Raw genomic sequence first — 25,648 nt, forward strand, 5'->3', positions numbered from 1 at the left:
AGAGTACAATAAAAATATGTGTTTAATAAGCAGGAGATAATATAAAATGATCGAACAGAAACGACTACAGTCCCATCCCCACATCTGCACCGTCCCTGAAGAACAGAAAGAAAAAATCATGGAAATCGCCATGCGTGCCGGGCATATCCTTTTGGAAAATGGGGCGGAGATCTCACGGGTGGAGGAAACTATTGACCGGATCTGCCGTCATTACGGGATTGAATCCGCCAATTCCTTTGTACTGAGCAACGGTATTTTTTCTACCATGGGGAACGAAAGGGAAAGCTTTTTTGCCAGGGTACAGCACATTCCTGTCAGCGGGGCGCACTTAAACCGTGTGGCGGCTGTAAATCAGCTTTCCAGGGAGATTGAAGAGGGAAAGCATACGGTAGAGGAGCTTGGGAGATGCCTGGATGATATTGAACAGATGCCCGGAAAGAGAAAGGGCGTTCAGATCGGGGCTTCGGCGGTGGGAAGCGGGGCGTTCTGCTATCTGCTGGGCGGTGATCTGGCAGACAGCGCAGCTGCTTTTCTGTCCGGCCTTGTGCTGTATGTCTATATTTTATATATAGGGAAAAATCTGTCAAAACTGGTGCAGAATATTCTGGGAGGAGCTCTGGTAACCTTCTGCTGCGTGGTGCTTTACCATCTGGGGCTGGGCCATCACATCAGCTCCATGATCATCGGTTCTGTGATCCCCATGATTCCGGGAGTGGCGTTTACAAACGGGATCCGCGATATTACGGATGGAGACTACATTGCCGGTTCTGTGCGGATGATGGATGCAGGGCTGGTGGTTTTAAGCATTGCCCTGGGAATGGGATTTGTACTTACCATGTACTATAGATTGACAGGAGGAAATCTTTTATGAATGCGTTTCCATGGGGAGAACTGGCAGGGGAAATGGCTGCCGCCGCAGTAGGAACGGCTGCTTTTTCAGTCCTCTTTTCTGTGCCGAAAAAATATTACGTGCTTTGTGCTGCCTGTGGTGCCATCGGCTGGCTGGTGTATTTCTGTTTTCACTGGGACGGACTTTCGCCCGCAGAGTCTACGTTCGTTTCCGCAGCTGCCGTAATCTTTCTGTCCAGGCTCTTTGCGGTCTGGGAGCGCTGTCCGGCTACCCTGTTTATGATTCCAGGTATTTTCCCTATTGTTCCCGGAGCCGGCATCTACTGGACTGCCCACTACATTGTCACCGACCAGCTGGCGCTGGCAAGCCGCACGGGATTTGAGGCCGTGAAGGCAGCGGCAGCCATTGTGCTGGGAATTATATTTGTATTTGAAATCCCCCAGAGGTTTTTTGGGAGGATTGCAAAGAGAAAGGAGTAGTTATGATAGAAATATGCTGCGGAAGCTATGAGGATGCCCTGGCCGCCTGGAAGGGAGGCGCAGAGCGGATCGAATTAAACAGTGCGTTGTATCTGGGAGGCCTGACGCCTTCCATCGGCAGTCTGCGGCTGGTAAAGGAAAATACGGGATTGAAGGTGATTTCCATGGTACGGCCCAGAGGAGCGGGATTTAGCTACACAGAAGCGGAAACAGAGCAGATGTTTGCAGACGCCCGTATTTTGATGGAAAATGGAAGCGACGGGCTTGCTTTTGGCTTTTTGACATCTGAGGGAAAAATTGACAGTGAAAGGACAGGCCGTATGATCCGCCTGATCCATGAATTTCATGGGGAAGCCGTATTCCACAGGGCTTTTGACTGTGTGGAGGATCCATATGAAGCCATTGAGGAGCTGATCCGCCTGGGAACAGACCGTATTCTCACCAGCGGGCTTAAGGAAAAGGCAGCTGCCGGAGCCGGTCTTTTAAAGGAGCTTCAGGAAAACTATGGAAACCAGATCCAGCTTCTGGCAGGAAGCGGCATCAACGCAGATAATGCAAAAGCGCTGTTGGAGGAAACCGGCCTTACCCAGGTTCATTCCTCCTGCAGGGACTGGAAGCGGGATGAAACTACCACAGGCCCTTGGGTGAATTACTGCTTTGCTCCGGTGCCTCATGAAAATGATTACGATGCAGTAAATGAAACGCTGGTAAGAAAGCTGAAAGGGAGTGTATGATGAAAAAGAACAGTAAAACGCTGAGGTATCTGATGACAGCGGCGGCCGTAACTCTTTCCGCTCTTTTGCAGGCCTTTGCTATGAATGTTTTTTTAACGCCTACGGGGATTCTTCCCAGCGGCTTTACGGGAGTGGCCCGTCTGACGGAGCAGATTACAGGCCTGTTGGGGATTCATTTTTCTACTTCCCTGGGAATGATCGCTTTAAATGTGCCGGTTGCCATTTTCTGTTACCGCCACATTGGAAAGAAATTTGTGATTTTCTCTATGATCCAGGTTTTTTTGGCCAGCTTCCTTTTGAAACTCTCCCTGTTTGAGCCTTTGTTTGAGGATGCGCTTTTAAATATCTGCTTTGGAGGCTTTATCTACGGTCTGGCTATTGTGGTTGCATTAAAAGGAAACGCTTCTACCGCAGGGACGGACTTTATCGCCCTTTATGTGTCAAACCGTCTGGGAAAGGCCATCTGGCAGTATGTATTTGCCTTTAACGCAGGAATGCTTTGTGTGTTCGGTTATCTCTTTGGCTGGAAATACGCGGGCTATTCCATTATGTTTCAGTTCATTTCCACAAAGACCATTGACAGCTTTTATCATCGGTATAAGAGGGTAACGCTTCAGGTGACAACGGAGGAGCCGGAAGCGGTGGTAAAGGCGTATGTAGGTCAGTACCGTCACGGAATCTCTGTCCTGGACGGCCACGGAGGCTACAGCGGAAAGAAGATGAGCCTGCTCCACACCGTTGTCTCCGCGTATGAGGTTCAGGATATTGTCCACCTGATGCGCCAGGTGGATCCCCATGTAATTGTAAATGTTCTGCCCACAGAAACATTTTTCGGCGGCTTTTATCAGAAACCCATTGAATAAAAATCCTTAATATTCCCAAAATATTGCTTCCAGTATTTGAAAATCAGGGGATTGTATGGTATAGTGGGGAAAGAAATAATGGTCGGATCCGCTGCGCGGCGGATCTGCAAGGAGGAAATATATGAAGGGAATCATACTTGCCGGAGGAAGCGGAACCAGACTGTATCCGCTGACAAAGGTTACATCCAAGCAGCTTCTGCCTATTTACGATAAACCCATGATCTATTACCCGCTGTCTGTGCTGATGAATGCAGGAATCCGGGATATACTGATCATTTCCACACCGGAGGACACGCCCCGGTTTAAAGCGCTTTTGGGAGACGGACATCCCTTTGGCATCAATTTAAGCTATGCGGTTCAGCCAAGCCCCGACGGACTGGCTCAGGCCTTTATCATCGGGGAGGAATTTATCGGCGGCGATTCCGTTGCCATGGTTTTAGGCGATAATATTTTCCATGGACAGGGTCTTACAAAGCGGTTAAAGGCTGCGGCTGCCAGGGAAAAGGGCGCAACCGTGTTCGGCTACTATGTGGACGATCCGGAGCGTTTCGGCATTGTGGAGTTTGATGAAAAGGGAAAGGCTATTTCCATCGAAGAAAAGCCGGAGAAGCCAAAGTCAAACTACTGTGTCACAGGACTTTATTTTTACGACAATCGTGTGGTAGAGTACGCAAAGAACTTAAAGCCTTCTGCCAGAGGAGAGCTGGAGATCACAGACTTAAACCGCATCTATCTGGAAAACGGCGAGCTGGATGTGATCCTTTTGGGACAGGGCTTTACCTGGCTGGATACGGGAACCCATGAGTCTTTAGTTGAAGCTACCAATTTCGTAAAGACCGTAGAAACCCACCAGCACAGAAAGATTGCCTGCCTGGAGGAAATCGCCTACTTAAACGGCTGGATCACGAAGGAGCAGGTTCTTGAAACCTATGAAGTGCTTAAGAAAAATCAGTACGGAAAGTATTTAAAGGATGTTCTGGACGGCAAATATGTGGATAAGCTGAAGGAACAGCAGAGTTTGGAGGAATAGAATCAATGAAGATCATCGTTACCGGCGGAGCCGGATTTATCGGAAGTAACTTTGTACACCATATGGTAAATAAATACCCGGATTATGAGATCATCAATCTGGATCTTCTGACCTATGCAGGCAATCTGGAGAATTTAAAGCCGGTTGAAAATAAGCCCAACTACAAGTTCGTAAAAGGCGATATTGCAGACAGAGCATTTATCTTCGATCTGTTTGAGAAGGAAAAACCGGATATGGTGGTGAACTTTGCGGCTGAGAGCCATGTAGACCGTTCTATTACTGATCCGGAAGCCTTTGTGCGTACCAATGTAATGGGAACTACTACACTGCTGGATGCCTGCCGTACCTACGGTATCAAGCGCTATCATCAGGTGTCAACGGATGAGGTGTACGGAGATCTGCCATTAGATCGTCCGGATCTCTTCTTTACAGAGACGACCCCTCTTCACACATCCAGCCCTTATTCTTCCTCCAAGGCAAGCGCAGACCTTTTCGTGCTGGCTTACCACAGGACCTACGGGCTGCCTGTGACCGTATCCCGCTGCTCCAACAACTACGGTCCCTATCATTTCCCGGAGAAGCTGATCCCCTTGATCATCAGCCGTGCTCTGGCAAATGAGGAGCTTCCCGTATACGGAACCGGTGAAAATGTCCGTGACTGGCTCCATGTGGCAGACCACTGCGAGGCCATTGATCTGGTGATCCACAAGGGCCGCGAGGGCGAGGTTTACAATATCGGCGGACACAACGAGCGCACCAATCTGGAGGTTGTGAAGACCATCTTAAAGGCCCTGGACAAGCCGGAGAGCCTGATCCGCTTCGTTACAGACCGTCCGGGTCACGATATGCGCTATGCCATTGACCCCACCAAGATCGAGACAGAGCTTGGCTGGAAGCCAAAGTATAACTTTGACACAGGCATTGAACAGACCATCCAGTGGTACCTGGACAATCAGGACTGGTGGAAAAATATTTTAAGCGGCGAGTACAGCAGCTATTTTGATAAAATGTACGGAAACCGCCTGTAAATAAGAGAAACAAACGTATGGCTGACGGCGGCAAAGGCACTTAAAGAGAGTACATTTGCCGCTGCCAGCCTTTGTGCCATAGTAGAGATTCTAAAAGAATGAGGAGTTAAGTATATGAGAGTTCTGGTGACAGGTGTAAAGGGACAGTTAGGCCATGATGTGATGGATGAGCTGGCAGCAAAGGGAATCGAAGGCATTGGCGTGGATGTGGAGGAAATGGATATCACAGACGCAGATGCCTGCCAGAGAGTGATAAAGGAAGCAAAACCTGACGCAGTGATCCACTGTGCAGCATATACTGCAGTAGATGCGGCGGAAGACAATGTGGAGCTGTGCCGGAAGGTCAATGCAGACGGAACCAGAAATATTGCAAAGGTCTGCAAAGAGCTGGATATCAAGATGATGTACATCAGTACAGATTATGTGTTTAACGGACAGGGAGAACGGCCCTGGGAGCCGGATGACCACAGAGAGCCTTTAAATGTCTATGGACTGACAAAATATGAGGGTGAGATTGCAGTAGAGCAGAATGTGGAGAAATTCTTTACTGTCCGCATTGCCTGGGTATTCGGCATTAACGGAAAGAATTTCATCAAAACCATGCTGCGCCTGGGAAAGGAACGGGGAGCGGTGAGTGTAGTGGACGACCAGATCGGTTCTCCTACCTATACCTATGATCTTGCAAAGCTTCTGGTGGAAATGATACAGACTGACCGTTACGGCCGCTACCATGCTACCAATGAGGGACTGTGTTCCTGGTATGAATTTGCCTGCGAGATCTTTAAGCAGGCTGGTATGGATGTAAAGGTAAGTCCGGTGGATTCCTCCAGCTTTCCGGCTAAGGCAAAGAGACCATCAAACAGCCGTATGAGCAAAGAAAAGCTCACAGAGAATGGCTTTGACCGCCTTCCCTCCTGGCAGGATGCTCTGGGACGATATTTAAAGGAGCTTAAGAAGGAAGGACAGGAGATTTAGTATCGGGGAAGGCAGCCTGCATGATGCAGGGAAAATCTGAGACAGAGAGGACATAAAAGAAATGGGAAAATATTTTGGAACAGATGGCTTTCGAGGCGAAGCCAATGTGGATCTTACAGTAGAGCACGCATATAAGGTGGGCCGCTTTTTAGGCTGGTACTACGGACAGAAAAATCCGGGAGAGCGCTGCCGGGTTGTGATCGGAAAAGATACCCGCAGAAGCAGTTATATGTTTGAATACTCTCTGGTATCCGGTCTTACAGCTTCCGGAGCAGACGTATTTCTCCTTCATGTAACAACGACTCCAAGCGTTTCCTATGTGGTGCGCACAGAGGGCTTTCACTGCGGCATCATGATTTCTGCCAGTCACAATCCTTATTATGACAATGGTATTAAGGTCATCAATGAAAAGGGAGAGAAGCTGGAAGAAGCAGTGATTACGGAGATTGAGCGCTATCTGGACGGGAAGATGGAGGAGCTTCCTCTTGCAAAGCGGGATATGATTGGACGTACTGTGGATTTTGCAGCCGGAAGAAACCGCTATATCGGATATCTGATCTCGATTGCAACACGTTCCTTTAAAAACAGGAAGGTGGCATTGGACTGTGCCAACGGAAGCGCTTCTGCCATTGCAAAGAATGTATTTGACGCTCTGGGCGCTCAGACCTTTGTGATAAACAATGAGCCCAATGGCCTGAACATCAACACAGACTGCGGCTCTACCCATATTGAACACCTTCAAAAATTTGTAGCAGAGCAGGGCTGCGATGCCGGTTTTGCCTATGACGGTGATGCGGACCGCTGTATTGCTGTGGACAATGAGGGAAATGTAGTAGACGGCGACCGCATTATGTATATTTGCGGAAAATACATGAAAGAGCAGGGAAGCCTGTTTAACAATACGGTTGTTACGACCGTTATGTCTAATTTCGGACTGTACAAAGCCTTTGACAGAGAAGGGATTTCCTATGAAAAGACAGCAGTAGGCGATAAGTATGTGTATGAAAACATGGCGGCTACGGGAAACTGCCTGGGAGGCGAACAGTCCGGCCATATTATTTTCAGCAAGCATGCGACCACAGGAGACGGTATCCTGACATCCTTAAAGGTAATGGAAGTCATGCTGGAAAAGAAGCAGTCTCTGGCAAAGCTGGCTTCTGAGGTGGAAATCTATCCTCAGGTTCTTAAAAATGTAAGAGTAAAGGACAAAATTGCGGCTCAGGAGGATGAGGCAGTTCAGGCAGAGGTGAAGAAGGTAACAGAAGCTCTGGGAAGCGACGGACGGATCCTCCTGCGTTCCTCCGGCACAGAACCCCTGGTTCGCGTCATGGTGGAGGCGGCTGATATGGAAACCTGTGAGAAATATGTAGATCAGGTGATTTCGGTCATGAAGGCTCAGGGGCACTGCATCTGAGACGGAAATCAGCATCGCTGCAATAAAAAACAGGAATATCAACCATAACTATTATGAATAGTAAAAAGCCTTCCCTTGCTTGTAAGTTATAGCTCACTATGCTATAATAAAGTAACATTCAAAAGCCTTGAGGAAAATGCTGGAAGGGAGGACATGGGAGATGTTAAATTATAAGAGATATAAGAGAGTGCCGGTGGTAGATTTTCCGGAGCGCACCTGGCCCAATAAAGAAATCATGAAAGCGCCGGTATGGTGCAGCGTAGACCTGCGGGACGGGAACCAGGCTCTGGTGGAGCCCATGGTAGTAGAAGAAAAGGTGGAGATGTTCAACCTTCTGGTGAAGCTGGGCTTTAAGGAGATTGAGGTGGGGTTTCCTGCGGCGTCTCAGATCGAATACGATTTTCTGCGTACTCTGGTAGAGCGCAGGCTGATTCCCGATGATGTGGAAGTTCAGGTTCTGGTACAGTGCAGAGAGCACCTGATCCGCCGGACCTTTGAGGCATTGGATGGCGTTAAAAAGGCCATTGTGCACATTTATAATTCCACCTCCACTCTGCAGAGGGATGTGGTGTTCCACAAGGATATGGAGGAGATCAAGGATATTGCCATTGTAGGCACTAAACTGGTACAGCGCTATGCGGCAGACTGTGATACGAAAATCCGTCTGGAGTATTCGCCGGAGAGCTTTACGGGCACGGAACTGGAGTTTGCCCTTGATATCTGTACTGCCGTTCAGGAAACCTGGGGCGCTACAAAGGAAAATCCCATTATCATTAATCTGCCTTCTACGGTGGAGATGACAACTCCCAATGTATATGCGGATCAGATTGAATGGATGAATACTCATTTCAAAAACAGAGAAAGCATTATCTTAAGCGTACATCCTCACAATGACCGAGGCGAAGGCGTGGCTTCTACAGAGCTTGCCATGCTGGCGGGGGCAGACCGTGTAGAGGGAACTCTGTTTGGAAACGGCGAGCGTACCGGAAATGTGGATATTCTGACCGTTGCTTACAATATGTTCTCTCAGGGTATTAACCCGGAGTTAAACATTGAAAATATCCGTGAGATTGCCGAGATCTGTGAGCGGTGCACCAAGATGGACATTCCTCCCAGACATCCTTATGCAGGAAAGCTGGTATTTACCGCTTTTTCAGGCTCCCATCAGGATGCCATCAACAAGGGAATGCAGGCTCTCAGAGAGAGAAACAGCAAGTATTGGGAGGTTCCCTACCTTCCCATTGATCCTTCCGATATCGGGCGGGAATACGAGCCGATCGTCCGCATCAACAGCCAGTCCGGAAAGGGCGGCGTAGCCTTTGTAATGGATACCTTCTATGGCTTCAAGCTGCCAAAGGGCATGCATAAGGAGTTTGCGGATGTGATCCAGAAGATTTCAGAGAAGCAAGGTGAGGTAGCTCCCGAGCAGATCATGGATGAATTTAAGAAGGAATACTTAGAGCGCAAGGAGCCGATCCATTTCCGCAAGTGCCGGATCACGGATACGGAGACGGCAGACGGCGAGTTTGCTACTCTTGCAAAGGTCGTTTATACGGATCATGGCATGGAAAAGCATTTCGACGGCATTGGAAACGGCCCCATCGATGCGGTTCAGCGGGGGCTGGAGGATGCTCTCGGTATCCATATCAAGGTTCTGGATTATACCGAGCATGCCATGGCCTCCGGTTCCGGAGCGCAGGCAGCCTCCTATATCCATCTGGTAGACCAGACCACAGGAAAGGCAACCTACGGCGTAGGAATCAGCTCCAATATTACCCGGGCGTCGATCCGCGGTATTTTCAGTGCGGTGAACCGGCTGTTTTATTAATAACCGGCAATATTCAGGATTGCAGCAGCGGCGGCTTCCACTCAAAGGAAGCCAGCCGCTGTTTTCTATGGAAAAAAATCCTCTTTCCACAGGAGCTGATTCCTGATAGAATAGGAGGGTGACTGAAAATCAGACTTAATAAAAGGGGCTTTTCCGGCCCGGACTTGGAGGAAATATAATGCAGGAAATACATTTAGAGGGACGCCAGAGGATAAAAAGCCAGGAAATGGCATTTACCGGCCTGTTTGCGGCTTTGATCGCAGCAGGAGCCTATATGAGGATCGATATTCCGGTTCAGCCATTTCCCATGCATTTTACGCTGCAGTTCTTTTTTGTGCTTCTGGCAGGCTATGTGCTGGGGGCCAGACGGGGAGCTGCCTGTGTGTGCGTTTACCTGGCAGTGGGATTGGCGGGGATTCCCGTATTTGCAGCAGGCGGAGGGCCGGCGTATCTGATCCGTCCTACCTTTGGTTTTTTGATCGGCTTTGTGGCTGCGGCCTGGATTACAGGAAAGCTGTGCTGGAAGCGTCCGGGGGGAGGGGTGGCCTGGCGGCTTTTTTCTGCCTTTTGGGGCATGATGGCGTACTATCTGTGCGGAATGGTATATTTTTATGTGATCAGTAATTATGTGATCCATATGCCGGTAAGCTGGAAACTGGTGGTAATTAACTGTTTTCTGATTACGGCGGCAGAGGACTTTATCCTGTGTGTGATGGCGGCTGTGGTTGCCAGACGGCTGATGCCTTTTGCACTAGGGCAGTATCGATAGAAAATGGATATTTATGAAAAATAAAATCACGCATGTTACCTGGACGGAACGAGTATGGCCGGAGAGAGGGCTTAACGGAGCGGCCCTTAAATGGATTGCCATGTGCTCCATGTTCATTGACCATATAGGGGCTGTGGTCCTGGAGTATGGACTGTATTATCAGGGCGGAGCAGAACGGATGGATTTCCTTCTGGAACAGTCATGGGGAGTATTTTTATATCCGCTGTCGCTGCTTCTGAGGATTCTCGGCCGCCCGGCCTTTTTGATTTACTGTTTTCTTCTTGTGGAAGGCTTTGTACATACAAGGGACAGGAAGAAATACGGCAGAAACCTTCTTCTGTTTGGTCTGATATCGGAGATCCCGTTTAATCTGGCAGTGGCAAACAGGGTGTTCGATCCCATGTATCAAAATGTGTTTTTTGAGCTTTTTATCGGCTTTTTAATCCTTTGCTGGATAGAACGGGCGGAGAAGAGGACATATGGACCAAAGGAAATGGATCTGGTCTGTCTGTACACCTTTATCGGCTGCGGAGCTGCGGTTCTTGCAGGAGCGGATTATAATGCCGTCGGCATACTGATTATTGTATTTTTATACCGTTTCAGGAACAGCCGGAGGAAGCAGACTGTGGCAGCAGGAGTGCTGGGTTTTATAGAGACGCTGTTCCCTACTCTGGGAGCAGGGGCGCTGGCAGCGGTGCCCATATGGTTTTATAACGGAAAACGGGGAAAGCAGCAGGCAAAGTTTTTGTTTTACTGGTTTTATCCCCTTCACCTTTTTGTACTTTTTTTGATCAGATGGTATTTTCTGGGGATTCCTCTGGCGTAGGAGCGTGACAGCCAGGAAGATAACTGATATAATGCGGGTATAGGATCAATGGTTCGATCACGGATGGGAAAAGGAGCGGCAATCATATGAAAAAATACGATTATATTCTGGTAGGAAGCGGTCTTTATGCAGGCGTATTTGCCTGGTATGCAAAAAAACAGGGGAAAACCTGTCTGGTTCTGGAAAAACGGGATCACATAGGGGGAAATATTTACTGCGAGGATGTGGAGGATATCCATGTACATAAGTATGGAGCCCACATTTTCCATACAAGCAATAAAAAGGTGTGGGAGTTTGTCAATTCCCTGGCAGAGTTTAACCGGTATACCAACAGTCCGGTGGCAAATTATAAGGGCGAGATGTATAATATGCCCTTTAATATGAACACCTTCAGCAAGATGTGGAACATTTCCACTCCTGCCCAGGCGAAGGCGATCATTGAGGAACAGAAAAAAGAAATCCAGGGAGAGCCGAAGAACCTGGAGGAGCAGGCTATCAGTCTGGTAGGCCGGGAAATTTATGAAAAACTGGTAAAGGGCTATACGGAGAAGCAGTGGGGCAGAGACTGCAAGGAGCTTCCTTCCTTTATCATCCGCCGTCTGCCGGTGCGTTATACTTATGACAATAATTATTTCAACGATCTCTATCAGGGAATCCCCATCGGCGGATACAATGTGATGATCCATAAGCTGTTCGAGGGATGCGAGATTGAAACCGGAGTGGACTATCTGGAAAACAGGGAGTATTACAACAGCCTGGGCGGCACGGTGGTCTATACGGGAACCATTGACGGCTTTTATGATTACTGCTTCGGACGGCTGGAATACAGGAGCCTGCGGTTTGAAACAGAGGTGCTGGAGGAAGAAAATCATCAGGGAGTGGCTGTGGTAAATTACACAGACAGGGAAACTCCTTATACCAGGATCATTGAGCACAAGCACTTTGAGTTCGGCACTCAGCCAAAGACTGTGATTACCAGAGAGTACCCCGTATCCTGGCAGGAGGGAATGGAACCCTACTATCCGGTGAATGATGAGAAAAACCAGGCATTATACCAGAAGTATGCAAAGCTGGCAGAGAAAGAGGAGAATGTAATCTTTGGAGGCCGTCTGGGCGAGTATAAGTATTACGATATGGATAAGGTGATCGAATCTGCCATGAAGAAGGCGGAAGAGATATTTTAAAAGAGGGGGCAGACAGGATGGATGAGTTAAGGCAGCTGGTAGAAGCGTATGTTCCGTATAATGAGCAGGAAGAAAGAGATCGGGAGCTGATATTAGAGCAGATTGATTCCGGACGGGATATATTGACGAGAAATAATAAAAATGCCCACATAACCGTTTCCGGCTGGGTGGTAAGCCCGGATCGTAAAAAGGTCCTGATGGCCTACCACAATATTTACCGCTCATGGGCCTGGCTGGGAGGCCATGCGGACGGAGATGAGGATGTAAGACGGGTTATCAAAAAGGAAATACAGGAGGAAAGTGGGCTTACAGAGGTGAAATTCCTTTCGGATGAGCTGTTTTCGCTGGAAATCCTCACCGTGGATGGCCACGAAAAAAGAGGTGAGTATGTATCCTCTCATCTGCATCTGAATGTGACCTTCCTCCTGGAGGGGGATACAGAGGCGCCTCTGGCTGTAAAACCTGATGAAAACAGCCGTGTGGGCTGGATTCCGGCAGATGAGATAGAAAGCCGGTGCAGCGAACCGTGGTTTGCGGAGCGGATTTATTCTAAGTTGGGTGAGAAGGTGAAGAGGATTTGAATGAGCGAACAGAAGGAGAAGATAGGTTTTACCGTTGCCTGTGTAAGTGAATTTGCCCAGCAGCATAATATCAGTTTACAAGAATCATTTCGCTATCTTTTTCAATTTAAGGGCATTGCTTTTATAAAAGAAAATTATGAAGTGGAGCATACGTTAGATTTTGGAACAATCGTGGAAGATCTGGAAATACTGTGCCGTAAAAACGGAGGTATGCTGTGAAAGTGAATCGAAAAACAGGCAGACCATTTTTCGGGCGGATTTTCTATGTATAGAATGGGGGTCGGGAAATAGATAGCCTAAAACAGGGGGGCATTGTGACTGGACAAGTCACAATGCCCCCCTGAAACTTTTCTCTTAAAAAGAGAAAAAGATGGCTAACGATAACTACCTTTCTCTCCGTTCCGTGTTATAATGGAACTATGCTAAAGCAAAATTATTATAACGATTTTTGAAATTGGGAAACAAAAAATTAACTTCTGTTTCTTCAAATTGCATTTACCTGATGACGATTCTGTAAAGAGTTCTTTTTTACACCAAAACCGCTCTCAACGCATCCACCAGAACATCATCCTCTTCCTGGTTTCTCACTGCCAGCCGCAGGAACTGGCGGTTATCAGCAGAGAGTTTGGAGGACAGATCCTTTACCAGACAATGGTACTGATTTAACAGCCGTTCTGTGACCTGGCCGGCGCTGTGGCCGCCTGTAAGCTCGATCATCAGATAATCTGCCTGGGAGGGGATTACACGGATTCCGGGGATTTCGCCCAGGGCTTTCGCGAAGCGTTCCCGTTCTGCCTTTACCTTTACCAGAGCCGCGGCATAATCGTTTCTGTACTTTTCTTCAATCTGCATATAGAACTCCCCTAAGGAGTTGATATTCCAGATCGCTACCTCTTTTTTCAGCAGGCAGATGCGGTCTTTATTGCCGCTGGCAGCAATCCCTAAGCGCAGTCCGGGGATACCGTAGGATTTGGAAATGCTCTTTATAACCGTAAGATGGGGATACTCATCTAAAAGCTCTTCCTGTAAAAGGGTGGCATTTTCCTCATCTGCAAAGTCAACAAAAGACTCATCTGCAATCATATGAATGTTTCGCTCGCCCGTCCATCGGATCAGCCGCAGCATATCCTCTCTGGGAATGTAGTTTCCGGAGGGATTGTCAGGATTGACCACGGTCAGACAGCTGATATCCTTATCCTCAAAAAAGTTTATCAGATCGTCAGCCGTATAGGAAAAGTTATCGTTATCCGGATAATATGGAACAACTTTGTCTGACTCATACCGGTTGGCATATTCTTCAAAGGTCGGACGGATCACGCCAAGTTTTCCAGTTGTATGACCGATGAGAGCCTTGATCAGCTCGGCGGCTCCATTTCCCACCAGAATCTGATCCTGGCGGAGAGAGAAGTTTCTGGCAGCCAGAAGGGAATTTACATACATTCCGGAAGGATACTGGCGGATCAGTACATCAAAATTGGATCGGATTTCATCCAGCATCTTTTTGGGCGGATAGTAGCTGTTTACCAGATAACAGAAATCCAGCATGCCGGGATAGCGCCAGTAGCCTCCGAACCGGCGGCTGATTAAGGCGGTGCGCTCTTTTTCAGGGGCAAACATGGATTCTGCAATATCCAGATCCTGAATATCGTCAATTTCGTACCATTTCTGGTCAGGGCTCAGACGTTTGGCCTTGATGCCGGGATCATCCAGAGCCACCAGCACCTTTAGTACCTGCTCATAGTATTCGTTGTTTCCCAGAGCCTTTGTGTATGCTTCCAGGAAAGGAACGTAGTGGGTACGGGAAAATTCACGGCTGAATTTATAAAGATTTACCGTTTTATAATAATCCTCGATCACTGAGAAACGGAACTGCTTTTTGGAGATCATATCTACGATGTCATCCTGCTCAGACAGGCGCACGCAGGTTCCGTCCATCCAGGATTCGTATTTTGCCACCAGAGCCAGACTGTCTCTGGAATCATTTACAAGACAGTCCAGGACAGAATCCTCAAAGATCACATCCGATTCCAGAAGAAGGGTATCCTCCTCCAGAAGATAGTCCTTTGCCAGAAACAGGGAATAGATATTGTTGGTCTTATTATAAATGGGGTTGTCTACAAAGACCACAGGAGTTTTGATATCAAGAGTGCGGATATGCTCTATGAGTTTCTGGCCTTCATATCCCACCACGATCACGATCCGGGAAAGGGAGCAGCGCTCCAGCTGGCTTAAGGTGCGGTTGATCATGGGAACCCCGTTTACCTTTACCATGCATTTTGTGTTATTTTGTGTCAGCTGCTTCAGGCGTTTTCCCATACCTGCAGCAAGAATTATTGCCTGCATAGTGTTTGTTCTCCTTCGTTATATTCGTTTGCCGCTTCCGGGCAGATAGTCTTTACAGATCCCATTGGGCGTTTGGCGCAGGCCCTTTAATACCGCTTTATAGATTCCGGCCCGGTACCGCCGCATGGCAGGCTGATTTCCCAGAAGGGCCAAAAGGGAGTCCAGCACAATATGAGCCAGATGATTTAAAATAATATAGGCCATATAGAGGAAGGGATGCCGGGAATAGGTTTTCCCGATGTCAATGGCGTTGCGGAAGCCGTAGTAATTTTTCCAGCTGACCGTGGGAGCATCCCCAGGTGGAGCGGTACGGTGGTTTAAAACCGCGGTATTTACATTCAGGATCCGGGATCGGCTGTGAAAGCGCATGCAGTACTCCGTATCGTCAAACCAGATAAAATATTCCGTTTTTGGAAGGCCGATTTCCCGAACCAGAGAAGCCTTTACAAGGAGGCCGCAGAAGGTACTGATATCGTATTCAAAGGAAGGTGTTCCATAGGATGCTTCAGGAACCGGTTTATAGAACATAAACGTGGGGCATTTTAAAAAGCGCCGGTGGCTGGTATCAATGGCTCCCTTTGTGGTGACGGTGCCGGAGTAGGCCAAGTATTCGTGACTCAGGATGGCCTTTTTAAGCTCGGCTATATAGTCAGGTGCGATCATGGCGTCATCGTCAATAATTAAAATCCAGTCGCAGTCCGTGGCAGACAGACGTTTCATTCCATAAGCAAAGCCTCCTGCGCCTCCCAGATTTTCCTTAAGACGGCAGATATCAAAAAAAGGCCCGGTACAGGAGTCGGTTTCAGCCTGAAATGAGGCCGGCAGGTTTTTCAGCCAGTCTGCTGTCCCGTCACTGCTGTGGTTGTCTACAATACATATATTGGAAAATGGTTCGGTCTGGGACAGAACGCAGCTTACGCATTCCTTTAAGAGTGCAAGGCGGTTATAGGTTACAATGATAACTCCGAATTTCAAGGGCTCCTCCTTCCATGATCTGCCGATCCGATTATGGTTCTGATTATAAGTCATTTAAGGGGGTATGTCAAACGGGATTGCAGGCGGCAGCTTCCGCAAGGGGTACAGCACATTGCAAAAGCGGATGAGCTCCAAATCGGATTGCACCCTGCCTGCGAATATGCTACAATTTCAGAAGGCAAATAAATGGAGAGATTGGAGCAGGATCCATATGAATAAAAACAAGTCCGGCAGGACACACAGGATGCCCAGTATCCGTAAAAATTATACCTATAATCTGATTTATCAGGTTATGACGCTTTTGACCCCCTTTATTACCACTCCATACCTTTCAAGGGTTTTAGGGCCGGACGGAACGGGGATCCAGAGCTATACCAATTCCGTGGTTCAGTATTTTGCCATTGCGGCGGCTCTTGGAACAGCCTCCTACGGGCAGAGGGAGATTGCCATGCACCGGGATGATAGGGAAGCGCTGAACCATCTGTTCTGGGAGATTGAGCTTCTCTGCGCAGGGACGACGGCAGTCTGTCTGGTGTTCTGGCTGGGCGTGATCGGATGTTCAAAAGAGTATGCTCCCTATTACGCTGCATTGTCCATGACGCTGATTGCAGTGGCCTTTGATATTTCATGGTTTTTCGGAGGTCTGGAGGAATACGGGCTGATCGTTCTTCGGAATATGGCTGTAAAATGTGTGGGCATTGTCCTTCTGTTCCTTTTTATCCGCACTAAAAATGATCTTCTCTTATATGTGGCTTTAACGGCAGCAACCGGACTTTTGGGAAATATTTCCATGTGGGGCTATTTAAAACCCTTTGTGGGAAAACCGGATATCCGCCAGCTTAAGCCTCTGAGCCATCTAAAGGAAACGCTGGTGTATTTTATCCCCACCATAGCCACCTCTGTCTATACGATCCTGGATAAAACCATGCTGGGATGGTTCACAGATGGGGACAAGTCCCAGAATGGCTACTACGAATACGCCACAGGGTTTGTGAATATGTCAAAGATTTTGATCATGTCCTTTAATGCGGTTATGTCTGCACGGATGTCCTATCTGTTTGGCGCAGGGAAACTGGATGAGGTGAGAGAGCGTCTTCGCGGTTCTCTGGATTTTGTGCTTCTTTTAGCCATTCCGATCACACTGGGACTTTCAGGGATTGCCGCAGGCTTTGTACCCTGGTTTTTAGGTGATGCTTACCTTCCGGTGATCCCTCTGATGTATGTCTGTGCGCCTCTGGTTTTAGTGGTGGGTCTAAGCGACTGTCTGGGAAGCCAGATTTTGACACCGGCAGGGTTAAGGGCTCAGAGCGGCCGTGCGATCGTAGGAGGGGCTGTGGTGAATTTTATCCTGAATTTTATCCTTATTCCTAAATTTCAGTCCTATGGAGCCGCTGCGGCTTCAGTGGCAGCGGAGTGCTTTATCACGCTTTTATATCTCCGGCTTGGCAAAGGCTTTGTAACACTGCCGCTCTTATGGAAATACAGCTGGAGACGCCTGATTGCGGGCGTTTGCATGTTTATAAGCGTAGCTGTGCTGGGCCGTACACTTGTAAAGCTTTGGGGCTATAGTCCGGCAGTGACCTTCTTGCAGATTGGAGTCGGCGCCGTGGTGTATGGCATGATTCTCCTGGTGCTTAGAGATCCCTTTATATGGAAGCAGGTGGAGCGCATTATAAAAAAACAGGAGCATGTTTAAAATGGAAACAGCAGAATTTTATAAAGAAGAAATCCGCTGCGGCTGGAGAGTGGATGAAAAGACAAAGAGGATCTGGGCTGTCCAGCTGGAAATGCTGGACGAGGTGGAGCGGATCTGCAAAAAATACGGTTTGAAATATTTTGCAGACAGCGGTACGCTTATCGGCGCGGTGCGCCATCAGGGATATATTCCCTGGGATGATGATATTGATCTGGCAATGCTCCGGGAGGACTATGAAACATTTCTTAAGGTGGCTCCGGGAGAATTAAAGGAGCATCTGGTGCTACAGACGCCTTACAGGGAGAAAAATTATCTGCGGGCCCATGCCCAGCTGCGAAACAGCCGTACCACAGGCTGCAGCAGGGAGGACAGGAAAGCAGGATATAACTGTGGGATTTTCATTGATATTTTCCCCCTGGACGCCATGCCTGAAGGCCGTGTTCTCTCCAGGATCTGGGCTTTTTCCATCCAGACATTGTGGACGATGCTTTACACCTGGTATCGGTTTGACTATTATGAAAATGCCACGGTATTTGGGAGGATTTTAAACAGGCTTGGAGCCTTCCTTTCGATTCCTATGGAACGGGCTGTTTCCTTTTATGAAGCAGTCTGCAGGAGGTTTAATGGTACGAATGCCACAAGGGTCTGCGATACGGTATTTATCCGCCATCTGGAAAAAAATACCTGGAAGCGCCAGTGGTTTGATGAAATGGTGTATCTTCCCTTTGAAAACCGCCGGATTCCTGCCCCGGCAGGCTATGATGGACGGCTGAAACAGGAATATGGGGATTATATGAAGCCTGCGAAAGCCCCAACCATGCATGGAAGCCTGTTTCTGGATCCGGATGTTTCCTATGAGGAGTATCAAAAAAACAACTGGAGAGGTGCAGAAGAGTGAAGCTGTCGTCTCATTGAAAATGGGCATAAAAATACCGGAGATCTGTCCTGCATCGGCGCGGACAGCCTCCGGTATTTTGTGTTATCTCAGCCCATTTTCCGGAACATTTACATCGGTAGGATCATAGGTCTGTGTTTCAGGGATCATCTTCTGGATGGCCGGACGGTCAAAGGGCCCCGGTACATCTGAATTGTATACATTTACAGTTGTCCCCAGAGCGCAGTGGTCATAAATCCACTTGGCATCCTCTGTGGTATAGCGGATACAGCCATGAGAGGGAGTCGCGCCCAGGTAGTTGTAGGTTACAGGCTTTAAGGTATAGGGATCCGGTCTCTCATAGATAACAGAGTGGAGCAGGATCGGAATTCCCTGATCCAGACGGGTGCAGTACTGGCAGTATTCATCCGTGTTCATCAGTCTCCAGCGGTATTTCTCAGGCGTCTTGTGATCGCCCAGAGGCGTGTCGTCGCCGGTTGAACAAAGGAATGTCTTGTAGGGGATGATAAAGCCGTTTGTACCGTCCTGTATGTAAACCGTGGTACAGTTCATCTGCTTGTTGATCTTAAGCATAAAAGGCCCCTGAGCGTTCAGATAAGGCTCCAGATCCTGTACCAGCTTTCCGTCTGCTTCAAAATAATACTTGTATCCGTCAATGTACTGCCAGCCGGTAACGATCGCGTTGTCTACCACATAGTAGCGGTCTCTGTCATTCCATACCCAGCCGGTGAACAGATCTCCGGTACCGTTGCTGAATACGGGGGTGCCGTTTACAAACTGGATGCCGTCCGGTGCGGCAGATACAAGGGGAGCGTCCATTTTATAGACAGCGCCTTCCGTGCCTTTGCCCCAGAGGGAAAAACGCAGGCCGGTAATGTAGCGTCCGCAGGCCATGGCTCCGTTCGTTCCGCCGTTTTTTGACCAGTCGCAGACCGTTCCATCCGACAGGGTTGCGCAGTAGTATACGTCAAAGCTGTTTCCGAATACGCCGTTTAAACGGATCTGGATCGCTTCAATGGGGCAGTCTGCAGCCCAGGATGTGTGGCCGCCGTTCATGGCCCAGTTACTCCAGCCGCGGGGAGCGCTGTAGGTGCGGTAAAGTACGTCGCCGGGAAGATTATTGGCGTAAATGGACATACTAATAAAGCCGCCTTCACCGGGATAAATGGTGGTATCGTCACGGATGGGATCGGTCCAGGTCATATCCGGACGGAGAAGCTGCACCTGTAAAAAGGCCTGATTGGAAGGAACCTGGGTGCTTTCCTCCGGGGGGACTTCCTGAGCCTGTCCGGCTGTTTCGCCTGAGGCCTGTCCCTCTGTTCCTGCTTCTGGAGCTGGGGTTTCCGTTTCCGGAGAGGCAGTTTCAGACTGGGATGATTCCTGCCCGCCGGTTCCGCTTCCCGGCTCTACGATGATGCCGGGGCCGTTCTGGGTGGTGTCGCCGGAAACGCCGGGAGCCTCCTGCGAAACCTCGGGAGCCTGTGAAACGCCGGGGCCATGGTTGACGTCCTGATCCGCCAGAGCTGTAAGGGCATTTCCTGACAGCAGGGAAGCGGTAAGAACTCCCAAAGCCATATATCGAAGGGATCTTCGCATGATAAAAAACCTCCTGAATGGATGATGTACTGTAACCTAATTTAACATATTTAAAGGAAAAATGCCATAGATGATTTACTTTTTTAAGCTCTTATTGTAAAATCGTAAATAAAATGACCGGAGAATGTAAGAAACAGGTGATCGTATGGCAGAAACAGACTCACGCATCAATATCATATATGCTTCCAATGACGGATACGCAGGCCATCTGGCGGCTTCTCTCTGCTCTCTGTTAGACCATAACCGCAGGGCAGAGCACATCGACATTTATGTTTTGTCTGTAGGGATGTGCACAGAGTATCAGAACCGCCTTAAAAGCCTGGCAGCTTCCTTTGGGCGGAGCCTGAGCGTAGTGGAGCTGGGAAATTTAAAGGAGCGTTTTCCTTATAAAATAGATACAAGAGGCTTTGATATCAGCGCCATGGGTCGTCTGTTTGCACCCAAGGTTCTGCCTGAAAGCGTTGAGCGGGCGTTGTATCTGGACTGTGATACCATTGTGTGCGGTTCGATTGAGCCTCTCTATGAGACAGAGCTGGGGGAATGCCTGACAGGAATGGTGATGGAGCCGACGGTATATCAGGAAATGAAAGAGACCATAGGGATGAAGCCGGAGGATGCATACTTTAATTCCGGGGTGATCCTGATGGATCTGGCCAGATGGAGAGCTGAGGATGTTTTAAAAAAGCTCCTTGATTTTTACGGCGCCCATGCAGGGAGCCTCTTTGCCTGCGATCAGGATACCATAAACGGCGCGTTAAGGGGGAGAATCTGTTCCCTGCCGCCCAAATACAATTTTTTCACCAATTACCGCTATTTTCGCTATCAGACTCTTAAAAAGCTCTGCGCCGCTTATGAAGAGGTGGGAGAGCAGGCGTTTTATGAGGCGAAGCGTGCTCCGGTGGTGATCCATTATCTGGGGGATGAGAGGCCCTGGATCAGGGGAAACCATAATCATTATAAAAAATATTATAAAAAGTATCTTATCAGGACGCCCTGGAAGGATATGCCTCTCACAGAGGGAAAATTCCTCTATATGCAGCTGTGGTGGTGCTTTAACCAGATGACGCGGCTGTGCCCCGCCCTTCGTCTTGCCATAAGCAGACGGCTTGGAATGCGGGTGATCGATGCAAGAAAGACAGGAAAGGAAAGAAAGTAAGTTTACAATGGATAGTGACACGGACAGGGATAAGATCTGCTGTATTATTTTAAACTATAATGATGCAGAAACTGCAGCAGGACTGGCAGAGGAGTTAAAGGAGAGCCGTCTGATTGACGATATCCTTCTGGTGGATAACTGCTCCACCGATGATTCATGGGAGAAGTTTAAGAAGCTGGAGCTTGGATGGAAAAAAGAGGAAAAGGAAGATAAAGAGGATATTCTTCCCAGCCTGTGGCTGATACGGACGGATGAAAACGGCGGCTATGGCAGCGGAAACCAGGCAGGGATTGATTATGCCATGGAGTATCTGGAACCGGATTATATTATAATTGCCAATCCGGACGTTCATTTTTCCGATGACTGTGTAAAACGGCTGAAAGAGGTTCTTGAGGCCAGAGAGGATGGAGCCATAGCATCAGCCATGGTGACAGATCCTGAGGGCCGGGAATTGTTTTCCTACTGGGACCTGCAGCCTATGTGGAAGGATCTTCTGGATACGGCCCCGTTAGCCAGACGGATGTTTGCGCCTGTATTAAAAACGCCTCTTTTGGAACTGCCTGAAGGCGGGGACGGCAATACGCGGATCGTGGGCGCACTGCCCGGGTCTTTTTTTATGATAAAGACAGGCTGCTTTACACCGAGTGATTTAGAGGAGCTGTTTGACAGAAATGTGTTCCTTTACTATGAGGAAAAGATTTTAGGGCAGAAGCTGAAAAACCTGGGTTTAAAGGCACTTCTGGCAGTGGATGCCAGATATGTCCATGCCCATTCAGTAACCATTGATAAATGCTATAAAAAGGCGGCTGACCGTCAAAGGCTGCTCCATGAGAGCAAGCTGTATTATTATAAACATTATCTTCATAAAGGCCCGACTTCCCTGACAGCCGCCGGGATGTTTCTGGGACTTGTACTGGCAGAGGTAAGTGTTTTGACCGGCCTTCTAAGGATTAAGGCCGGAAGATAGGGATTTGAGAAAAAGAGGATGACACAGATGGATAAGGTGCTGCTTGTAATACCGGCATATAATGAGGAAAAGAATATAGAGCGGGTGGTAGATCAGCTTACAGAAAGTTTTCCGGAGCTTGACTATATCGTAGTCAATGACGGCTCTAAGGACCGGACTGCAGAGATCTGCAGAAAACGGGGCTACCGTCTTTTGGATCTTCCGGTCAATCTGGGACTGGCCGGCTGTTTTCAGGCCGGGATGAAATACGCCTGGGAAAAGGGCTACCGCTATGCGATCCAGTTTGACGGAGACGGGCAGCACCGTCCGGAATTTATTAAAACCATGAGAGAGAAGATGGACGAGGGCTACGATATTGTGATCGGTTCCCGGTTTGTGACAGAGAAAAAAGACTGGTCTTTTCGCATGCTGGGCAGCCGTATCATCGGCGCGGCAGTCCGGCTGACTACGGGGGCACACATAAAGGATCCGACCTCCGGCATGCGTTTGTTTAACCGGAAAATGATCGGGGAATTTGCCCTCAATCTGAACTACGGGCCTGAGCCGGATACCATCTCCTTCCTGATCCACCAGGGGGCCAGAGTGGCTGAGGTTCAGGTGACGATTGATGACCGGACTGCCGGGGAAAGCTATCTTAAGCCGGTTACGGCTGTAAAATATATGGTTCGTATGCTCTTATCCATTCTGGTGATCCAGAATTTCAGGAAACGGCAGCAGGATGCAAAAACGAAAGGATAAATGAGAATGAAACGGATGACGCAGGCTCTGTTATATAAGGGGGATCATATAAACCGGGCAAATGTGGTATGGAATATTGCAGGAAGCTTTGTCTATGCATTTGCAAGCATGGTTTTATCCTTTCTTGTAATCCGGCTGGCAGGAGAAGAACAGGGAGGAATTTTTTCCTTCGGCTTTTCGACTCTGGGCCAGCAGCTGTTTTTAGTAGCCTATTTTGGCATCCGCCCCTTCCACATTACAGACGGAGCCGGCGAATATACCTTTGGAGATTACAGGGAGCACAGAAATATAACCTGCCTGATCGCTCTGGCTGCCGGAGCTGTGTTTATGATGATCCGTCACGGGGCGTATCTTCGGGGAGTCGGTGATTATAATGGAGAAAAATGCACCATTCTGCTCCTTTTGGTGGTCTATAAGGTGATTGACGGATACGCGGACGTGTATGAATCGGAGTTTCAGCGCCAGGGAAGCCTGTATCTGACGGGAAAATCCAATTTTTTCCGAACCATTCTTTCCGTATCTGTCTTTACGGTCATACTGGCTGCCTTTGAAAACCTGCTTTTGGCTTGTCTGGCAGCAGTAGCGGCCCAGATCGGAGGAGTCATCCTTTTTAATCTGGATGTGATCCATGCTCTTTCCGCTGTGAAATGGGAGGCAAAAAAGGGACAGTACAGAAAACTGTTTTTAAGCACAGGCTTTCTCTTTGTGTCTGTATTTCTTGATTTTTATATCTTTTCCTCTGCCAAGTACGCCATTGACGCCAGGATGAACAATGCGGCTTCCGGGTATTTTAACTTGATTTTTATGCCTACCTCTGTTATCTATATGGTAGCGAATTTTGTGATCCGCCCCTATCTGACCGTCCTGACAGAATTTTGGGGGAAGGATGACAGGAGGGCTTTTTTTAATACCCTTAAAAGGATCAGCGCGGTGATTGCCGGTCTTACGGTGCTGGCAGTGGGAGGAACCTTATGTCTGGGAAAATGGGTTCTTTCTGTGATGGAGCAGATCATGGGAGGGGATCCGGGCGTGCTGACGGCACATTTCTGGGCATTTACAGGAATCGTGCTGGGAGGCGGTTTTTATGCCTTTGCCAATCTGATGTACTATGCTCTGGTGATTATGCGCAGGCAGAAAACCGTATTTTTCGTATACGGCGCAGGCGCTCTGGCAGCAGCGGTCTTATCAGGCGCTCTGGTAGGAGCCTTTGGGATCGGCGGAGGCGCACTGTGCTATCTGCTTCTTATGGCGGGCCTTTGCGCAGGCTTTGGCATCTGTACGGCAATCGGGCTGAAAAAGTGAGTGTTTAATAAGGAGGGCCTATGGAAGATAGAAAAAAGGTGGATGTGGTGATCCCCACTTATAAACCGGGAAAGAAATTTTCAAGACTTTTGAAAATGCTGCAGCGCCAGACCTGGCCTGTGGGGAAGATCATCGTGATGAATACGGAGAAATCATTTTGGAATGAACACGGGTTTGAGGGAATTAAAAACCTGGAGGTTCACCATCTGACAAAAGAGGAATTTGACCACGGAGAGACCAGAAACAGAGGAATGCGCTTCAGCCGGGCAGACATTGTGGTATTTATGACAGATGATGCGGTCCCTGCAGATGAACACCTGATCGAGGCGCTGGTGAAGGCCTTTGAACAGAGAGGACCTGAGGGAGAGGCTGTGATCATGGCTTATGCGAGACAGCTCCCGGATAAGGACTGCCCTTTGGCAGAGCGGTATACAAGGAGCTTTAATTACCCGGAGGAAAGCTGTGTAAAGACAAGGGCAGATCTGGAGCAAATGGGAATCAAGACCTTTTTTGCCTCTAATGTGTGCTGCGCTTATGACCGGGAGAAATTCTGGTTTCAGGGCGGCTTTATCCGCAGGACGATTTTTAATGAGGATATGATTTTTGCGGGAAAGGCCCTTTTGCAGGATGACTACGCAGTGGCTTATGCTGCCGGCGCCCGTGTGATCCATTCCCACAACTATAACTGCAGGCAGCAGTTTAAACGCAATTTCGATCTGGCGGTGTCTCAGGCAGACCATCCGGAGCTCTTTGGCTGCGTGCGGTCGGAAAGCGAGGGAATCCGTCTGGTGAAATCCACAGCCCATTTTCTGATCCGCCGGGGAAAGCCCTGGCTGGTGCCGGGACTGGTGGTAAAGAGTGGTTTTAAATTTCTGGGTTACCGGGCAGGAAAATGTTACCGGCTGCTGCCAAAGTGGCTGATCTTAAAGCTTACCATGAACCGGGAATACTGGAAAAAGGCCTGTGACAGAGCGTAAAAGGGCGTGAGGACAGGCCTGGAAAGCGGGGTTTTTGATGATGACAGTTATGCTTCGTGTTGCATTGATTTTTGTATCAGTATTTACCATGACATTTATGATGAGGAAGATACGGCAGGCAAAAATGGAGATTGAAGCTGCCCTTTTCTGGGTGATCATGGCTCTTATGCTGGTGGTTTTCGCCGTTTTTCCCTCTGTGGCAGATTTCTGCGCCAGACTTTTGGGAATCTATGCCACAACGAATTTTCTGTTTCTGTTTATGATCTTTCTGCTGATCGTAAAGCTTTTCAGTATGACGGTCCATATTTCCCAGCTGGAAAGCCGCCAGAGGGAGTTGATACAGAAGATGGCTCTTGAAAAGCGGTTCAAAGAGGAGGAAGAGGAAATGAAGGACGGAGATGAAAGGCGGACGGCCGGGACTGTTTCGGAGCAGGTGCAGTAA

General features: G+C 48.6%; 25 protein-coding genes. 22 read left to right on the top strand and 3 right to left on the bottom strand.

The genetic code is table 11. The features are described from left to right. Positions 1 to 46 precede the first annotated feature (46 nt). From ACZM6M_RS00195 to ACZM6M_RS00260, 14 genes are all read left to right on the top strand, one after another. Complete coding sequence (locus ACZM6M_RS00195) at positions 47 to 871, top strand: threonine/serine exporter family protein (RefSeq protein ID WP_337934104.1); 825 nt, start codon at positions 47 to 49, stop codon at positions 869 to 871. After that, positions 868 to 1,329 (top strand): threonine/serine exporter family protein, encoded by a 462-nt coding sequence (locus ACZM6M_RS00200; protein WP_337433388.1) that lies wholly within the window; start codon positions 868 to 870, stop codon positions 1,327 to 1,329. The genes ACZM6M_RS00195 and ACZM6M_RS00200 overlap by 4 nt, the downstream gene beginning before the upstream one ends. A gap of 2 nt (positions 1,330 to 1,331) precedes the next feature. Then, complete coding sequence (locus tag ACZM6M_RS00205) at positions 1,332 to 2,063, top strand: copper homeostasis protein CutC (RefSeq protein ID WP_296035620.1); 732 nt, start codon at positions 1,332 to 1,334, stop codon at positions 2,061 to 2,063. Further along, entirely contained in the window at positions 2,063 to 2,926 is an 864-nt protein-coding gene (locus ACZM6M_RS00210; protein ID WP_418493850.1) for a YitT family protein, read from the top strand. The genes ACZM6M_RS00205 and ACZM6M_RS00210 overlap by 1 nt, the downstream gene beginning before the upstream one ends. Positions 2,927 to 3,047: 121 nt before the next feature. Further along, positions 3,048 to 3,956, top strand: coding sequence for a glucose-1-phosphate thymidylyltransferase RfbA (gene rfbA / locus ACZM6M_RS00215; protein WP_066545827.1), 909 nt, complete (start codon positions 3,048 to 3,050; stop codon positions 3,954 to 3,956). Positions 3,957 to 3,961: 5 nt separating this feature from the next. Beyond that, positions 3,962 to 4,984: a dTDP-glucose 4,6-dehydratase gene (gene rfbB, locus ACZM6M_RS00220; RefSeq protein ID WP_066545829.1), complete on the top strand. Its 1,023-nt coding sequence runs from the start codon at positions 3,962 to 3,964 to the stop codon at positions 4,982 to 4,984. Between the two features lie 114 nt (positions 4,985 to 5,098). Next, the gene (gene rfbD / locus ACZM6M_RS00225; protein ID WP_066545836.1) at positions 5,099 to 5,959 is read left to right on the top strand and encodes a dTDP-4-dehydrorhamnose reductase; all 861 of its coding nucleotides are present in this window, start codon (positions 5,099 to 5,101) and stop codon (positions 5,957 to 5,959) included. Between the two features lie 61 nt (positions 5,960 to 6,020). Then, on the top strand, positions 6,021 to 7,373 hold the full coding sequence (gene glmM / locus ACZM6M_RS00230) for a phosphoglucosamine mutase (RefSeq protein ID WP_066545846.1): 1,353 nt from the start codon (positions 6,021 to 6,023) through the stop codon (positions 7,371 to 7,373). Between the two features lie 160 nt (positions 7,374 to 7,533). Further along, positions 7,534 to 9,201 (top strand): 2-isopropylmalate synthase, encoded by a 1,668-nt coding sequence (gene leuA, locus ACZM6M_RS00235; RefSeq protein WP_340276524.1) that lies wholly within the window; start codon positions 7,534 to 7,536, stop codon positions 9,199 to 9,201. A gap of 178 nt (positions 9,202 to 9,379) precedes the next feature. Beyond that, on the top strand, positions 9,380 to 9,970 hold the full coding sequence (locus ACZM6M_RS00240) for a biotin transporter BioY (RefSeq protein WP_337433392.1): 591 nt from the start codon (positions 9,380 to 9,382) through the stop codon (positions 9,968 to 9,970). Between the two features lie 13 nt (positions 9,971 to 9,983). Further along, on the top strand, positions 9,984 to 10,796 hold the full coding sequence (locus tag ACZM6M_RS00245; RefSeq protein ID WP_340276522.1) for a TraX family protein: 813 nt from the start codon (positions 9,984 to 9,986) through the stop codon (positions 10,794 to 10,796). Positions 10,797 to 10,882: 86 nt separating this feature from the next. Next, positions 10,883 to 11,980 carry a UDP-galactopyranose mutase gene (glf, locus tag ACZM6M_RS00250; RefSeq protein ID WP_337433394.1) on the top strand — a complete coding sequence of 366 codons (1,098 nt, stop codon included), beginning with the start codon at positions 10,883 to 10,885 and terminating at the stop codon, positions 11,978 to 11,980. 17 nt (positions 11,981 to 11,997) lie between these two features. After that, on the top strand, positions 11,998 to 12,561 hold the full coding sequence (locus ACZM6M_RS00255; protein ID WP_066545867.1) for an NUDIX hydrolase: 564 nt from the start codon (positions 11,998 to 12,000) through the stop codon (positions 12,559 to 12,561). Next, the gene (locus ACZM6M_RS00260; RefSeq protein ID WP_340276518.1) at positions 12,562 to 12,780 is read left to right on the top strand and encodes a DUF3791 domain-containing protein; all 219 of its coding nucleotides are present in this window, start codon (positions 12,562 to 12,564) and stop codon (positions 12,778 to 12,780) included. A gap of 309 nt (positions 12,781 to 13,089) precedes the next feature. On the opposite strand, the gene ACZM6M_RS00265 is transcribed toward ACZM6M_RS00260, so the two are convergent. Both ACZM6M_RS00265 and ACZM6M_RS00270 read right to left on the bottom strand, forming a co-directional pair. After that, positions 13,090 to 14,904 carry an aminotransferase class I/II-fold pyridoxal phosphate-dependent enzyme gene (locus tag ACZM6M_RS00265; protein ID WP_489489315.1) on the bottom strand — a complete coding sequence of 605 codons (1,815 nt, stop codon included), beginning with the start codon at positions 14,902 to 14,904 and terminating at the stop codon, positions 13,090 to 13,092. Between the two features lie 18 nt (positions 14,905 to 14,922). Beyond that, positions 14,923 to 15,879 (bottom strand): glycosyltransferase, encoded by a 957-nt coding sequence (locus ACZM6M_RS00270; protein ID WP_337433530.1) that lies wholly within the window; start codon positions 15,877 to 15,879, stop codon positions 14,923 to 14,925. A 211-nt stretch (positions 15,880 to 16,090) separates the two neighbouring features. Here ACZM6M_RS00270 and ACZM6M_RS00275 point away from each other — a divergent pair, with 211 nt between their 5' ends. Together ACZM6M_RS00275 and ACZM6M_RS00280 are read left to right on the top strand one after the other, a co-directional pair. After that, a complete protein-coding gene (locus tag ACZM6M_RS00275; RefSeq protein WP_489489316.1) occupies positions 16,091 to 17,575 on the top strand; it encodes an oligosaccharide flippase family protein in 1,485 nt (494 codons plus the stop codon). A 1-nt stretch (position 17,576) separates the two neighbouring features. After that, positions 17,577 to 18,473 carry a LicD family protein gene (locus tag ACZM6M_RS00280; RefSeq protein ID WP_337433532.1) on the top strand — a complete coding sequence of 299 codons (897 nt, stop codon included), beginning with the start codon at positions 17,577 to 17,579 and terminating at the stop codon, positions 18,471 to 18,473. 81 nt (positions 18,474 to 18,554) lie between these two features. On the opposite strand, the gene ACZM6M_RS00285 is transcribed toward ACZM6M_RS00280, so the two are convergent. Next, complete coding sequence (locus ACZM6M_RS00285; RefSeq protein WP_337433533.1) at positions 18,555 to 20,066, bottom strand: L,D-transpeptidase; 1,512 nt, start codon at positions 20,064 to 20,066, stop codon at positions 18,555 to 18,557. 145 nt (positions 20,067 to 20,211) lie between these two features. Between ACZM6M_RS00285 and ACZM6M_RS00290 the strand changes: the two genes are divergently transcribed. The 6 genes from ACZM6M_RS00290 to ACZM6M_RS00315 are packed head-to-tail and all read left to right on the top strand — an operon-like array spanning position 20,212 to position 25,648. After that, complete coding sequence (locus ACZM6M_RS00290) at positions 20,212 to 21,222, top strand: glycosyltransferase family 8 protein (RefSeq protein ID WP_340276506.1); 1,011 nt, start codon at positions 20,212 to 20,214, stop codon at positions 21,220 to 21,222. A 7-nt stretch (positions 21,223 to 21,229) separates the two neighbouring features. Then, positions 21,230 to 22,189 carry a glycosyltransferase gene (locus ACZM6M_RS00295; RefSeq protein WP_337932246.1) on the top strand — a complete coding sequence of 320 codons (960 nt, stop codon included), beginning with the start codon at positions 21,230 to 21,232 and terminating at the stop codon, positions 22,187 to 22,189. A 27-nt stretch (positions 22,190 to 22,216) separates the two neighbouring features. Further along, positions 22,217 to 22,927 carry a glycosyltransferase family 2 protein gene (locus ACZM6M_RS00300; protein WP_489489319.1) on the top strand — a complete coding sequence of 237 codons (711 nt, stop codon included), beginning with the start codon at positions 22,217 to 22,219 and terminating at the stop codon, positions 22,925 to 22,927. 6 nt (positions 22,928 to 22,933) lie between these two features. Continuing rightward, entirely contained in the window at positions 22,934 to 24,229 is a 1,296-nt protein-coding gene (locus tag ACZM6M_RS00305; protein ID WP_489489320.1) for a lipopolysaccharide biosynthesis protein, read from the top strand. A gap of 20 nt (positions 24,230 to 24,249) precedes the next feature. Then, positions 24,250 to 25,206 (top strand): glycosyltransferase family 2 protein, encoded by a 957-nt coding sequence (locus ACZM6M_RS00310; RefSeq protein ID WP_296035662.1) that lies wholly within the window; start codon positions 24,250 to 24,252, stop codon positions 25,204 to 25,206. Between the two features lie 37 nt (positions 25,207 to 25,243). Continuing rightward, positions 25,244 to 25,648, top strand: a complete 405-nt coding sequence (locus ACZM6M_RS00315) for a DUF2304 domain-containing protein (protein ID WP_066545905.1) — start codon at positions 25,244 to 25,246, stop codon at positions 25,646 to 25,648.

The sequence above is a fragment of the Enterocloster sp. genome (genome assembly GCF_057861365.1).

Bases quoted from the DNA above. Each gene is read 5' to 3' on its own strand.
- ACZM6M_RS00280 (WP_337433532.1), top strand. From the start codon at position 17,577: ATGGAAACAGCAGAATTTTATAAAGAAGAAATCCGCTGCGGCTGGAGA.
- ACZM6M_RS00285 (WP_337433533.1), bottom strand. From the start codon at position 20,066: ATGCGAAGATCCCTTCGATATATGGCTTTGGGAGTTCTTACCGCTTCC.
- rfbA (WP_066545827.1), top strand. From the start codon at position 3,048: ATGAAGGGAATCATACTTGCCGGAGGAAGCGGAACCAGACTGTATCCG.
- rfbB (WP_066545829.1), top strand. From the start codon at position 3,962: ATGAAGATCATCGTTACCGGCGGAGCCGGATTTATCGGAAGTAACTTT.
- ACZM6M_RS00295 (WP_337932246.1), top strand. From the start codon at position 21,230: ATGGATAGTGACACGGACAGGGATAAGATCTGCTGTATTATTTTAAAC.
- ACZM6M_RS00200 (WP_337433388.1), top strand. From the start codon at position 868: ATGAATGCGTTTCCATGGGGAGAACTGGCAGGGGAAATGGCTGCCGCC.
- ACZM6M_RS00305 (WP_489489320.1), top strand. From the start codon at position 22,934: ATGAAACGGATGACGCAGGCTCTGTTATATAAGGGGGATCATATAAAC.
- rfbD (WP_066545836.1), top strand. From the start codon at position 5,099: ATGAGAGTTCTGGTGACAGGTGTAAAGGGACAGTTAGGCCATGATGTG.
- glmM (WP_066545846.1), top strand. From the start codon at position 6,021: ATGGGAAAATATTTTGGAACAGATGGCTTTCGAGGCGAAGCCAATGTG.
- ACZM6M_RS00310 (WP_296035662.1), top strand. From the start codon at position 24,250: ATGGAAGATAGAAAAAAGGTGGATGTGGTGATCCCCACTTATAAACCG.
- ACZM6M_RS00240 (WP_337433392.1), top strand. From the start codon at position 9,380: ATGCAGGAAATACATTTAGAGGGACGCCAGAGGATAAAAAGCCAGGAA.
- ACZM6M_RS00195 (WP_337934104.1), top strand. From the start codon at position 47: ATGATCGAACAGAAACGACTACAGTCCCATCCCCACATCTGCACCGTC.
- ACZM6M_RS00265 (WP_489489315.1), bottom strand. From the start codon at position 14,904: ATGCAGGCAATAATTCTTGCTGCAGGTATGGGAAAACGCCTGAAGCAG.
- ACZM6M_RS00290 (WP_340276506.1), top strand. From the start codon at position 20,212: ATGGCAGAAACAGACTCACGCATCAATATCATATATGCTTCCAATGAC.
- ACZM6M_RS00245 (WP_340276522.1), top strand. From the start codon at position 9,984: ATGAAAAATAAAATCACGCATGTTACCTGGACGGAACGAGTATGGCCG.
- ACZM6M_RS00300 (WP_489489319.1), top strand. From the start codon at position 22,217: ATGGATAAGGTGCTGCTTGTAATACCGGCATATAATGAGGAAAAGAAT.
- ACZM6M_RS00275 (WP_489489316.1), top strand. From the start codon at position 16,091: ATGAATAAAAACAAGTCCGGCAGGACACACAGGATGCCCAGTATCCGT.
- ACZM6M_RS00315 (WP_066545905.1), top strand. From the start codon at position 25,244: ATGATGACAGTTATGCTTCGTGTTGCATTGATTTTTGTATCAGTATTT.
- ACZM6M_RS00210 (WP_418493850.1), top strand. From the start codon at position 2,063: ATGAAAAAGAACAGTAAAACGCTGAGGTATCTGATGACAGCGGCGGCC.
- glf (WP_337433394.1), top strand. From the start codon at position 10,883: ATGAAAAAATACGATTATATTCTGGTAGGAAGCGGTCTTTATGCAGGC.
- leuA (WP_340276524.1), top strand. From the start codon at position 7,534: ATGTTAAATTATAAGAGATATAAGAGAGTGCCGGTGGTAGATTTTCCG.
- ACZM6M_RS00205 (WP_296035620.1), top strand. From the start codon at position 1,332: ATGATAGAAATATGCTGCGGAAGCTATGAGGATGCCCTGGCCGCCTGG.
- ACZM6M_RS00255 (WP_066545867.1), top strand. From the start codon at position 11,998: ATGGATGAGTTAAGGCAGCTGGTAGAAGCGTATGTTCCGTATAATGAG.
- ACZM6M_RS00260 (WP_340276518.1), top strand. From the start codon at position 12,562: ATGAGCGAACAGAAGGAGAAGATAGGTTTTACCGTTGCCTGTGTAAGT.